Source organism: Candidatus Mycalebacterium zealandia (genome assembly GCA_014075295.1).
GTDB classification, from domain to species: Bacteria; Desulfobacterota_D; UBA1144; order Nemesobacterales; family Mycalebacteriaceae; genus Mycalebacterium; species Mycalebacterium zealandia.
Genome location: CP046180.1, coordinates 350,013 through 362,141, shown reverse-complemented (window position 1 = coordinate 362,141; position 12,129 = coordinate 350,013). Strand labels below are relative to the sequence as shown.

The 12,129-nt window shown below is 47.7% G+C and carries 11 protein-coding genes; 7 read left to right on the top strand and 4 right to left on the bottom strand.

Annotated elements, in window-relative coordinates:
- Window positions 1-16: 16 nt before the first annotated feature.
- From GKS04_01785 to GKS04_01765, 5 genes are all read left to right on the top strand, one after another.
- Window positions 17-2,095, top strand: a complete 2,079-nt coding sequence (locus tag GKS04_01785; GenBank protein QMU55920.1) for a sodium-translocating pyrophosphatase — start codon at window positions 17-19, stop codon at window positions 2,093-2,095.
- A gap of 131 nt (window positions 2,096-2,226) precedes the next feature.
- Window positions 2,227-2,757, top strand: a complete 531-nt coding sequence (gene rpsF, locus GKS04_01780; protein QMU55919.1) for a 30S ribosomal protein S6 — start codon at window positions 2,227-2,229, stop codon at window positions 2,755-2,757.
- A complete protein-coding gene (gene rpsR / locus GKS04_01775; protein QMU55918.1) occupies window positions 2,754-2,996 on the top strand; it encodes a 30S ribosomal protein S18 in 243 nt (80 codons plus the stop codon). Before rpsF ends, rpsR begins: the two co-directional genes overlap by 4 nt.
- Window positions 2,997-3,007: 11 nt before the next feature.
- Complete coding sequence (gene rplI / locus GKS04_01770; protein QMU55917.1) at window positions 3,008-3,748, top strand: 50S ribosomal protein L9; 741 nt, start codon at window positions 3,008-3,010, stop codon at window positions 3,746-3,748.
- Window position 3,749: 1 nt separating this feature from the next.
- Window positions 3,750-4,568, top strand: a complete 819-nt coding sequence (locus tag GKS04_01765) for a thiazole biosynthesis protein (protein ID QMU55916.1) — start codon at window positions 3,750-3,752, stop codon at window positions 4,566-4,568.
- Between the two features lie 5 nt (window positions 4,569-4,573).
- Here the strand turns inward: GKS04_01765 and GKS04_01760 are convergent, their stop codons facing one another.
- The 4 genes from GKS04_01760 to GKS04_01745 are packed head-to-tail and all read right to left on the bottom strand — an operon-like array spanning window position 4,574 to window position 8,049.
- Window positions 4,574-5,380: a hypothetical protein gene (locus GKS04_01760; protein QMU55915.1), complete on the bottom strand. Its 807-nt coding sequence runs from the start codon at window positions 5,378-5,380 to the stop codon at window positions 4,574-4,576.
- Complete coding sequence (locus GKS04_01755) at window positions 5,377-5,853, bottom strand: RidA family protein (protein QMU55914.1); 477 nt, start codon at window positions 5,851-5,853, stop codon at window positions 5,377-5,379. The genes GKS04_01760 and GKS04_01755 overlap by 4 nt, the downstream gene beginning before the upstream one ends.
- A 13-nt stretch (window positions 5,854-5,866) precedes the next feature.
- A complete protein-coding gene (locus tag GKS04_01750) occupies window positions 5,867-6,589 on the bottom strand; it encodes a methyltransferase domain-containing protein (protein QMU55913.1) in 723 nt (240 codons plus the stop codon).
- Window positions 6,571-8,049 carry an AMP-binding protein gene (locus tag GKS04_01745; protein QMU55912.1) on the bottom strand — a complete coding sequence of 493 codons (1,479 nt, stop codon included), beginning with the start codon at window positions 8,047-8,049 and terminating at the stop codon, window positions 6,571-6,573. Before GKS04_01745 ends, GKS04_01750 begins: the two co-directional genes overlap by 19 nt.
- A 96-nt stretch (window positions 8,050-8,145) precedes the next feature.
- Here GKS04_01745 and GKS04_01740 point away from each other — a divergent pair, with 96 nt between their 5' ends.
- A complete protein-coding gene (locus GKS04_01740; protein QMU55911.1) occupies window positions 8,146-9,459 on the top strand; it encodes a hypothetical protein in 1,314 nt (437 codons plus the stop codon).
- Window positions 9,443-12,067, top strand: coding sequence for a TIR domain-containing protein (locus GKS04_01735; protein QMU55910.1), 2,625 nt, complete (start codon window positions 9,443-9,445; stop codon window positions 12,065-12,067). Before GKS04_01740 ends, GKS04_01735 begins: the two co-directional genes overlap by 17 nt.
- Window positions 12,068-12,129 lie beyond the last annotated feature (62 nt).

The window sequence follows — 12,129 nt, the reverse complement described above, 5'->3', positions numbered from 1 at the left end:
CAACGGAGGAATAAAAATGTTTGATGTCAACACGGCGGGAATTGCCGGAACAGTTGTCGGAGCGCTTGTTCTGCTCTACGCATATTTTGTTTACAGAGGGCTGAAAGCTCTGCCTGTCGGAAACGACAAAATGAAGGAAATATCCGAAGCCATTCACGATGGGGCAATGGTTTTCCTTAAAAGGGAATACAGAATTATTTTCATATTCGCGACCGCGGTCTTCGCTTTTTTAACCTACGCGATAGGCTGGCAAACGGGTGTCGCGTATGTGGGCGGAGCGGCATGTTCGGTGCTTGCCGGATTTTTCGGAATGAAATCCGCCACTAAAGCCAATGTGAGAACGGCGCAAGCGGCGGCAAGTAGCGGTCAGGGCAAAGCACTTGAAGCCGCCTTTAAAGGCGGAAATGTTATGGGGCTTTCGGTTGCGGGACTCGGTCTTTTAGGGCTCGCGATTACTTTCATCGTTCTTTCCGGCGAAGATAACAGCGTTTTTGCTGAAGTCATAGGCGGTTTCGCCATGGGCGCCAGCACGGTCGCGCTCTTTGCCAGAATCGGCGGCGGAATCTACACAAAGGCGGCGGACGTGGGAGCCGACCTTGTCGGAAAAGTTGAAGCAGGCATTCCCGAAGACGACCCCAGAAATCCAGCGACAATCGCGGACAATGTGGGAGACAACGTGGGAGATGTCGCGGGAATGGGAGCCGACCTGTTTGAGTCCTATGTAGGCGCGGTAATAGCAACCGTGGTAATCGCGGCATCCGCGACTTTTGTATCTCAAAACGGCGCGACTGTTAACACTTCGATTTTTATGTCCATTCCGCTCGGTTTGATACTTCTTGGAAGCATGTCATCGCTCATCGGGGCGCAATCAGTCGGGTGGCTGAAAAACCATGAACCGCAACTCGTGCTACGGTGGTCAACCATCATAGCGGGCGTTGTGTATATAGGGCTGTCTCTCGTGGCTCTGCTGTTTCTTGCGGACGGCTCCGCTTTGGACAGAAACGGTCTCTACGGTTTCAGCGACGCGGGCGTGGTTGTGTCAATCAGCGCAATTGGAATTTTTCTCGCTTCCGTTACGGGTCTGTTCTCAGGCGTTTTAATAGGACGCATAACGGAGTATTACACATCCGCGGACCCGGTGAAAAGAATCGCCGAAGCGTCCGAAACGGGAGTGGCGACAAACATCATTGAGGGGCTCGCGGTCGGAATGTACAGCGTGGCGGCTCCGGTCGTTACAATAGCGGTCGCCATAGGAACCTCTTATTACTGCGCGGGGCTTTACGGAATCGGCATAGCGGCGGTCAGCATGCTTGCCACAATCGGAATGACGATGTCAGTTGACGCCTACGGCCCGGTCGCGGACAACGCGGGCGGAATAGCGGAAATGAGCGGTCTCGGAGATGATGTGAGAAAAATCACGGACAAACTTGATTCTCTCGGAAACACAACCGCCGCGATTGGCAAAGGTTTTGCAATCGGGTCGGCGGCGCTTTCCGCTCTCGCGCTTTTCGCGGCTTACGTAAATGCGGTCGGGCTTTCATCCATAGACATCTCACAGCCCAAAGTCGTGATTGGAATGCTGGTTGGCGGAACAATGCCGTTTTTAATCGGCGCTCTCACAATGGGCGCGGTCGGACGGTCAGCGCAGAAGATGGTTGAGGAAGTGAGAAGACAGTTCAGGGAAATAAAGGGAATCCTTGAGGGTGAAACAAAACCGGATTACTCAACCTGCGTAAGTATCAGCACGGACGCTTCCCTGCGCGAAATGGTCGCGCCAAGCATAGTCGCCGTTGTCGCGCCAATCGCGATAGGGTTATTGCTCGGCAAGGAAGCGCTCGGCGGCTTTCTCGCGGGCGCGGTGGTAACAGGCGTTATGCTCGCTCTGCTTATGGCTAATTCGGGTGGCGCGTGGGACAACGCGAAAAAATACATAGAGGAAGGAAACCTCGGGGGCAAGGGTTCTGAAGCACATAAAGCCGCCGTTGTGGGAGACACAATCGGAGATCCGTTTAAAGACACTTCCGGACCGGCAATGAACATTCTCATCAAACTTATGTCCATAGTTTCGCTTGTTGTTGCTCCCCTGATGCTTTGAGAATAGAGATTCAGAAGAGATTTTGAATAAACGGTTTGTGTGTTATATAATACGAGCCAAGGCACTTTCTTGCCTGTTCCCGTGCGGAATGGTGAGCGGCGCGGGCGCAAGACCGAAGCAGGAGGAAGAAGTTGACCGACAGATTTAATTTTTACGAAACCCTTTATCTGGTGCGTCCCGATTTGGATGGCGCCGAGCTATCGACAATTCAGGAAAAGATTGCCGGCGCATTGAAAGATAACAAAGGGGAAACCATTAAAGACGAAAAATGGGACGAGCGCGACCTGGCCTATGAAATAAACGGCTACAGGCGTGGCACGTACCATATTCTCACATACAAAGCGCTTCCCGGTGTTGTCTCGGCAATTGAGAAACATCTGGGTTTTCACAAAAGCGAAGTGATGAGATTTATGACGGTTTCCGTGGACGAGTATCAAGCGCACGGCAAAGAGCCGGAAAAACCTCCCGCAGAGGAGCCTAAAAAAGAAACTCCCCGTAGCGAACAGCGCAAGGAACGGCACACAAGCGGCACAGGTTCCAACTCAGAAACGCAAGAGTTCAAGGCGCCGGATTCCGCCACACGGAATGAAAAAACCAAACAAGCCGGATCACCGGAAACCAAAACGGAGGGCGTGAACAATAAAGGAGAGGAAAAACAATGAGGGGTCAGCAGAGACGGCATAACAGAAAAAGAGGAAAGAAAGTCCGCAATCTTGCCAAAGAAGGCAAAAGGATTGACTACAAAGACACGGAACTTCTTTCGCAGTTCACCACGGAAAGGAAAAAAATTATCTCCAGACGGGGAACCGGTTTGAACGCCAAGGAGCAGAGAAGAGTGGCAACCGCGATTAAACGGGCGCGGTTTATGGCGCTCATTCCATACACCACACTTCACAAGTAGAGGAACGGGAAATGAAAATCATACTGACATCGGACATAGACGACATCGGCCTTGCGGGAGAGGTTAAGACCGTCAAAAACGGTCTCGCAAGAAACTATCTAATTCCCCGCAAACTCGCCATAAAGGCAACTGAAGTAAGCTTGCGCGACTGGCGTAAGAAACTTGAAGTGCTGAAAGAAAAGCGCGAAAAAACAATTGCGGAAGCGCAGACGGTCGCGGACAAAATTAACGGAACCGTCATAGAGATAGAGTCAAAACTCAGCGACGGCGAAAAGATGTTCGGCTCGGTAAGTGTTCATACCATCGCCGAAGTCCTGAAAGAACGGCATGGTCTTGAGATTGAGAAACGAAACATACTGCTTGAAAAAAACATAAAATCCATCGGCAGGTTTGAAGTGCCCATCAGAATCAAGGCGCACATAAAAGCATCCGTAATTGTGCAAATTACGGCTGAGCAAGACGAAGAAGCTCTCGCGGCAGCGCAAGTCGCGGAGATGGAAGAAACGCAAAACACCGAAGAGCAGGACGCCATGCAAACCGAAACTGAGCAGGCTCCGGAAGCACAAAGCGAAGAAGAACAAAGTGAAGAGCCGCAGGGCGAAGAAACGGAAAAAGTTGAGGAACAAACACTAACAGACGGCGACACCTCGGTAAAACTGGACGGTTTTGAAAAAGTTGATATGTCGCTTCCCGACACCGACGGGTCGGAAGAAACACCGTCTGCCGATGAAGAAAGCAAAGAGGAGGCGTAAAATGGGTGAGAACGGCGAAAACGGAAAAGTGAAATTCGCTCCGGTTGGAGAGAAAGAGGTTACACGGGGAATTGTTGAAGGATTCGCCCGCGAATTTCTTGAGCACACCGAGAGCGATGTGATTGTCATCGGCGCGGGGCCCAGCGGTCTTGTGGCGGCCAAAGACATTGCGCTTGCCAAATACAAAGTTCTGCTCGTTGAGCGTCTGAACTCACTCGGCGGTGGATTCTGGATAGGCGGATACCTTATGAACAAAGCGAGCGTGCGTGCGCCGGGGCAAACTGTTCTGGACGAAATAGAGGTTCCCTACGAAGAGATTTCCGAAGGGCATTACATTGTGGACGCCCCTTACGCCTGCTCAAAACTCATCTCAATGACTTGCGAAGCCGGAGCCACGATTAGAAACATGACGATGTTTGACGACCTTGTTCTGAGAGAGAACGGCCGGGTCGCGGGAATCGTCATCAACTGGACTCCGATAGTAAATGTGCCAAAAGAAATCACCTGCCTCGACCCCATAGCGATAGAGTCAAAACTCGTCATAGACGCAACCGGGCATGACGCATATGCCATCTCGCGTCTTTCCCAGCAGGGACTTTACAAAAAACTTCCCGGACACGGGTCAATGTGGGTTGAAAAAGCCGAAGACGCGCTCGTTGAATACACGGGCGAAGTCCATCCGGGTTTGATAGCGTGCGGAATGTCCGTAAACACCGCATACGGACTGCCGAGAATGGGACCCACCTTCGGAGGCATGCTCCTTTCGGGAAAGAAAGCCGCGCGAGTGGCGATCGAAACCCTGAAAAAAATGGAATCCTGAAACCGCTACGGCGCAAGCACAACAGCGCACTGCGGACAAACCCCGCCTTTTTTCTGAGCGTTCAGAACCTCGGACTGCCGGTGCGAATTAAAAAGGCAGCAATCGGGATTTTCACAAAACCGTTTCCCCGCAATAACATACATAAGCGGTTGCAGCCCGTAAGCTGCTACCACCCGTCCCATCAGAGGGTCTGATGGTTTGATGAACTTGCCCTTAAATGTTTCATCAAGAGCCGCGAGCGTCTCATTTTTCCTGTCTTGAGCGAATCCCTGCTGAAAAAGACGTCCTTTCGCCCAGTAGTAATCAGGCGGTTTTGACGGACCCTCAACAACACCTGCGGACGAAATGACCTGTGCAGTGCCCGCATCCGCACCCATTAAAACCACCCGCGCGTGGTAACGCCTTTGTTCCCATGTGCACAAAAGCCGACCCGTAAAAACAAGGTTGGCCACGGCGTCCAGAGAACGCAAACGGGCAATTTCGGAGTGAAGTTTTCTCTGAAACCAAAAACCTTCATAGACACAATCGGAATCGGTCTTGCGCGACCGGAGTTTTGAAAACTCAAGTTCGCTCTCGGCGCTCGGGCAAACGGCCGGGCTTTCAAGCGGTGTTTCAAAATCCTTTATCCGTATGGACGCGAGAAAAAGCGCAAAGTCCCTCCGGCGGTCTTCGGAAAGTTGCTCAAACAACTCGCCGCGCATCTGTGTCTCAAAACCGAAGCCGCCCAACCTGCTTTTCAAGAAATCTTCAATTTGCGCGGATTCAACCGAACCGGCAAGGCAGTCAGTCCAGAGGGAAATTTTTCTTTTCATTCTGAAGACGCAGGCGCGGAAGTTTCGGCTATCACTTCAATCTCAACGGGCGCGCCGAGAGGAAGTTCGGAGACGCCGACCGCCGACCTTGAATGTCCGCCCTTTCTGCCGAAAACCTCGCTGAAAAAATCAGAAGCGCCGTTCACAACATCCGCCTGACCGGTAAATCCATCCACCGAAGCGACATATCCGGTAACCTTGACTATCCGCTCCACCGCTTCAAGTCCGTCGCTCACGCTTAAAACCGCCAGAGCGTTTATCGCACAAATGCGCGCGCACTCTTTTGCCTGCTCAACCGAAACCCCACCGCCAACTTTCCCTTCAAACAGCAGTTTTCCGTCTTTGAGCGGCAATTGCCCGGAAACAAATATGAGGTTGCCGGAACGCGTGCTCGGAACATACGAACCCGCCGGTGCGGGCGCGGGCGGCAATGTAAAACCCATTGTTTTGAGTTTTTGTTCGAGAGAATTCATTTGAGAATCATACTCAATCCGCGGATTTAACCGCAATATAACCACCCGCCAGACAGCTCTGGCAAAACTTGTCAATCTTCTCAAATCCTGCGTTCTCAAGTATTTCCCTGATTCTACTTTCGGGGCGGAACTTCACGTTTTTCATTATGTTTTCAAAGGTTTCCTCAACCTTCTCGGGGTCTTGCACAATGCGGAGCAGATGCCGTTTCCACGCTGACACAAGCAACCGGAAGTTTTCGCTCTTCGTATCCCCTTCAAGATCGGTGAGAATAAACTTTGCTCCGGGCTTGAGCCGTTTTGATATTTCGCGCGCGAATTGATCTTTTGAACCGTCATCGGGCAGAAAGTGCATAACCAGTATCGCGGTCGCCGCATCAAAAAGCGCCTTACTTTTTAAATCCGGTGCAAATCCCTCAACCAGAGAAATTCGTCCGCCGAGCCCTTTCTCGCTAACCTTTAATCTGGCGATTTTTATCATCTCCGGAGCAGGGTCAAAGCCGGTGATTTCCCAATCGGGATTGTCCTCGGCGAGGAAAACCGCCTCATTTCCCGTGCCGGCGCCGGCAACAAGAATTTTCGCCCGCGCGGACAGACAACTTTCAAGAAGAGATTTGGACAACTCGTGAATAACGGAGTAGCCGGGAATCAGATAGCGCACCCTGCGGTCATAGCCCTCCGCCCTGTCGCGGTCAAAATGCCGCGCGGGGTCTATGACGCTCAAATCTCTCCCTCCCAGATTTTCACAAGTTCGGGCTTTTGAACCTTTCCCAGAGCGTTCACGGGAAGTTCGTCAACATTTTCAAGCAGAGAGGGAATTTTATAAGGTGCGAGGCGCGGCTCAAGCCACTGTTTTAACTCTGTCAAAGAAAGGGATTTGCCGTTTTCAAGCGCAACCACGGCGGCGACTCTCTGCCCCCAGACCCCATCTTCGACTCCAACAACCGCGCAGGCGGCAACCCCGTTTTTTTCAAGAATTTCCCTCTCCACTTCAAGCGCGGAAATCTTGTAGCCTCCAGATTTGATTATGTCCACGGACTCTCTGCCAAACATCTGAAAATCACCTTCGGAATCAAGTGCAGCCATGTCGCCCGTTTTGAACCAGCCATCTAAAAATGCGCCCCGGGTTGCCCGGGAATTGTTCCAATACTCAAGGAAAACGCCCGCGCCCTTCACCCGTACCTCGCCCTGTTCTCCGGGGTGCGCGGGGGCGCCCTCCGGGGTGAAAAGCTTCGCGCGCACGCCGGGCATGGGTTTGCCGACAAAGCCGGGCTTTCTTTTCCCTTTGAGAGGGTTTGAAAGAATCATTCCCGTTTCGGTCATTCCGTAGCGCTCAAGAAGCGTGTGCCCGCTTATGTCACGCCACTTGAGGGAAAGCCTGACCGTAAGAGCCGCAGAGCCGGAAACCATAAGCCGCATCGCCGCGCACGCCCGGCTCATATCTTTTCGGTCGTCCGCAGGCGCGTTTTCCCAGAACTGCGCCAGTTTAGCGTAAACGGTCGGTACCGCCATAAAAACCGTTATCCCCCCGCGCCGAAATCGCTCCCAGACCGCGCCCGGGTCAAAATCCGCCATTTCGCACAAAGCTCCGGCGCTGAGCGGACACAGCAACAGATTCAGTATGCCGTGAAGATGGTGAAGCGGCAGAACATTCAAAACCCTGTCAGCGTCAGTCCATTCCCATGCTTGGAGCATCGCGTTTATCTGAGCGTCAATGTTTGAGTGGGTCGTTACAACGCCCTTTGGGCGGCTCGTTGTTCCGCTTGTGTATATCATCATGGCGCGGCGCGACAAAGGAAAATCAGGAAATGCGCGTGCGGAAGGAAACTGAAAAAACTCATCGCTCAGAGCGAAAACAACGCCTTTTTCAGAACAGATTGGTTCAATTTTCTCCCTGAAAGAGGGATGGCACACAACCAGAGACGGAGCGGAGTCATCAACCACATATGCTATCTCCGCCGGCGGATGGGAGACGCAAAGCGGAACACAAACCCCGCCCGCCCGCCATATTCCAAGTTTGAGAGCCGCATACCCGGCGCTTTTGGGCAACATAAACGCCACCCGCCGCTCGCTCAGGTCGTCTGTGCCGCAAAACCGCAGGAACGCTCCCGCCGCTTGCGCGGACATCTCCAGAAGTTCGGAGTGGGAATGCTCGCCATCTGAATCCGTGAGCGCGGATTTTCCTCCGTGGCGCTCCATATTTTTCAATATCGGTATCGGTGGCACGGAAAATAATCTATCACGGGCGCGGCGCGTTTTTGACCTGAGGGTTTTTCCTATACACTTTGAGGCGCAATGGGTAAGTATCCGGACGGCTTGAAAAAAGCGATAAGGCACGGCTTTTTTGACACCGTGTTTGAGAGACGCTCGCGGCGGTTCGGGTTGGGAATGGAAATCTCCGAGGGGCCGCTTGAGTATAAATCCGGGCATAAACCGGAGCCCCTTTCCGAACTTGAGGAAGCCATAATCATCTGGACGGGGCTTGGAATAAAAAACATAAACCTGTCCGATTTTCCACCTCATATGGGGCTTGATCTTGAAGTCCAGTTCACAAGTAAAACCATTCCCGCGCTGGGAGACGTGCACAGAACGGAGCTGTTTTACACAAATGATGACGGCTCATACATGATAAAGATGCACGACAAAAAAGCCGAAGATTTTAAGGGGCTGGAAGCTATGCCGCTTGAAAAAAGGGTTGATGAAATTGTCCGTCTGTTCAGGGAGTCAAAAGTCAAAATCGGAGATGGCAGAGCCGATATTCCCGACAGACCTCCGGGACTTGCCGTTCACAACCTGTGGAATGTGAATAAACCCGGAACAACGGTTTTTATGCCCGTAACCGACCTGACTTCGTGCATAATCAACCTTTATTTCTTCTATATGCGCGAGGGGCACAGGTTCAATTTCGCCGATGAGTTGCGCGCAATGAAGCCGCCCGGAACCGAAAAATGGATAAAAAACGGCTTCATAGACAAAGACAAAACAATGCCGCTCATTGAAGCCGAACTGCGTTTCGCCAACGGGTTCATCGCCGAGCAGGCGTTTATGGGGCAGAACATGGTTCTGACTCTGCAGACTTTGGGTCTCGGCGGCTGGCTTTTCAGCGGGTTCGCGAGCCCGTTTGTTCTTGGGATGTCGGACGATTTTGAAGGACTGGGCTTCACTTTCACAACCCCCGAACCGAAAGGCGAAACGGCAAACCCAAATCCGGTGGCGGTCGGCAAAGACGGGCTTTTTCACGGCTTTTGCCCACCGTATTACAAGGACATGGGCGAAGCGGTTGAAGCATTCAACGACATGAAATGGAGCAACTGGGAAAAGAAAAACATGCCCTACACAAACCCGCAGGGAGTTTATGACCAAACCCCGCGCCCGGGCAAAGATGAAATCGCGGTTGTGAAAGACATCTGCAACTATATTTACGAAACATACGGACGCTTCCCCGCGTTTTCAGACCCGATGTTTTTGCGGTTTATGGTTCAGGCGCACCATCTTGATTTGGATTTCTACGACAAGTTCTACCCGCCGGGGGCTTATACGGATTTACATAAAGACCATTTCAAACTTTGGCATCCTGAAAAGAAAGACCCGTTTGGGAAGAAAAAATGAAGAAGTGTATTTAGATATGAATAGTCCTAGTATAGATCAAAAAAGCAATCCTAAAAAACTATTCCATAGTTACTGCCACAAAGACGAGCAATATAGCAAAGAACTTGAAAAAAGGCTTGCCACTATGAAAAGAAAGGGAATGATAGATAGTTGGCATGACAGAAAAATAGTTCCTGGTAGCAACATTTCTGAAAAAATTAAAGAAAATATAGTAAACTCTGATATTATTTTATTTCTCGTCAGTCCTGATTTTCTTGATTCTGAAGAATGCATCAAAGAATTGGAAGAATCCTTCAACCTAGCAAAAGAGAACACAAACAAGAAAAAATTAATTCCTATAATTCTACGACCTTGCGATTGGAAAAATGAGCCGAAATTAAAAATACCCCTTGCACTACCCAAAGATGGTCAAGCTATTAATACATGGGAAAACACAGATGAAGCTTGGGAAGACATAAGATGTGGGATAGAAAGGGCTGTTTTTGACATAGAAGATGAGTCATGTTTCACAATCAATGAGTCTTTTAAAAATGAATTCATCAACGATATTGGTGTTGGTATAACCCATCCCAAAAAAGAAGAAATAAATTTAAATGACTTATTTGTGTATCCGTCGGTTGAGGACTATATTTCACACAAACAAAATCAAGAAACAACATCTTCAATATCATCCAGGAAATTGATTGAAGTAGAAAATTGTTCAAAAATGAAAATCGCACTAGAAGGAGAAGAACAAATTGGAAAAACATCTCTACTAAAAACACTATTTCAAGATTTACACAACCTTAATACTCTTCCTATATTCATAAAAGGAAAAGACATTAAAAACACGAATATTGATAAAATAATTAGCGAATGTTTCACACATCAATACATAGGAAAGACATTTTCAAACTTTACAGAAGACAACAGAGGAAAATTAATCATTATTGACGATTGGCACCTTGCAAAAATAGATCAAGAAAGTCGCGATCAAATCTTGCAACAAATAGATGAAAAATCATACGGTCTAATAATATCCATAAATAATACTTATAACATAGCCGAACACCAGCTCAAGACGAGCAAAGAAATATCAAAGTTTGAACACTACCAAATCAAGCCGTTTGGACATAGATTAAGAGCGCAACTTATAGAAAAATGGCTACTAATTGGAGAGAATCAAGAATACGAATCCAACAGTGAGTTTATAAAACAATCTGACATATACAAAACCAACATCGACTCAATTCTAGGCAAAACAATAATTCCTGCACGCCCACTTTTTATCATTCTAATACTCCGAATGAAAGAAATTGGTACTTCACATCAGGAACTCAACTTGACTTCATATGGACATTATTATCAGTTTTTAGTATTTGGTTGCCTGAATCAAACAGCTAAAATTCCTCAACAAAAAATAGATTTGTACTTGAACTATCTAACAGAGCTTTCTTATTTTATTTTCCGTCAACAAAATAAAACAATATCAAAACAAATCCTTGAATCATTCAACCAATCTTATTCTGAAAAATTCCCTCCAACAAAAACATCCTTTATAGAAATAATTGACAAATTGAAAAAAGGGAAATTACTTTCTATTGATAATTCAGGACAATACTGTTTCAAATACGAATACATATACTATTACTTTGTATCAAAATATTTGGCAGAAAACATATCGGATAAAAAAATAAAATGTACAATCACTCATCTTTGCTCTAAATTACACAATAAAGATTATGCAAACATAATGGTTTTTGTCTCACATCATAGCAAAGAAGACTCAGTTTTAGATGAGATAATATTAACAGCACTTAGTTTGTACGAAAATGAACCGCCTGCCAGCCTTAACAAAGAAAGCGTTTCTTTCATACAAGATGTAATAGAGTCATTTAAAACACCTCAACTCGAATCTGCCAATTATAAAGAGGAGAGGGAAAGAAGATGGGAAACGAAAGATGAAAAAGAAAGAAAAGAAGATTGTGAAAAAGATAGTGGTGAAGAAGATGCTGCAGACACAGCATCTAAACTACATCAGGGAATTAAAACAATAGAAATACTGGGGCAAATATTAAGAAATAGATATGGCTCTCTGCAAACTACAAAACAAATACAGATATTCACAGAAGGACAAAACCTAGGGTTGAGAATGCTGGGAAACTTTCATAATCTACTTGCAGAAACAGATATAGACCTATTAGCAGAAGAAATTGCAAAACTCAAAAAGAAGAACAAAACACAGTCTGAAAAGGAAATACTTGCAAGACTCATGGCTTATCTCGGCTATGTTGTGACTTTTGGATTCATGAAAAAAATTTCTCTTTCACTTGGATCAGAAAATGTTCTCTCAATTGCAGATAGAGTCAATGGAAAACTCAACACCCCGGCCTCAAAACTGATAAACTTTTTTATCCATCAATGGTTTGAAAAAAGACTGGATTTCGAGGAAATAAAGAAAATGAAAAAAATATTTTCTAACAATCCGTTTGCCACTAGGATATTAACAGATTTTATAAGAGATTATATTGAAATGCATCCGGTCACATCTAGGGAAATTCACAGTATAGCAGGCCTGTTTAACATTCCTATTGACAAGCAGATAATGATCCAAGAAGAAAACAGATAATCCCCGACCCTATCCTTAACAGAAACGCAGATAGTAAACATCGCAATTCGGATTGGAGACAA

Bases quoted from the DNA above. Each gene is read 5' to 3' on its own strand.
- rpsR (QMU55918.1), top strand. From the start codon at position 2,754: ATGAGGGGTCAGCAGAGACGGCATAACAGAAAAAGAGGAAAGAAAGTC.
- GKS04_01740 (QMU55911.1), top strand. From the start codon at position 8,146: ATGGGTAAGTATCCGGACGGCTTGAAAAAAGCGATAAGGCACGGCTTT.
- GKS04_01765 (QMU55916.1), top strand. From the start codon at position 3,750: ATGGGTGAGAACGGCGAAAACGGAAAAGTGAAATTCGCTCCGGTTGGA.
- GKS04_01745 (QMU55912.1), bottom strand. From the start codon at position 8,049: ATGGAGCGCCACGGAGGAAAATCCGCGCTCACGGATTCAGATGGCGAG.
- GKS04_01755 (QMU55914.1), bottom strand. From the start codon at position 5,853: ATGAATTCTCTCGAACAAAAACTCAAAACAATGGGTTTTACATTGCCG.
- GKS04_01760 (QMU55915.1), bottom strand. From the start codon at position 5,380: ATGAAAAGAAAAATTTCCCTCTGGACTGACTGCCTTGCCGGTTCGGTT.
- rplI (QMU55917.1), top strand. From the start codon at position 3,008: ATGAAAATCATACTGACATCGGACATAGACGACATCGGCCTTGCGGGA.
- GKS04_01785 (QMU55920.1), top strand. From the start codon at position 17: ATGTTTGATGTCAACACGGCGGGAATTGCCGGAACAGTTGTCGGAGCG.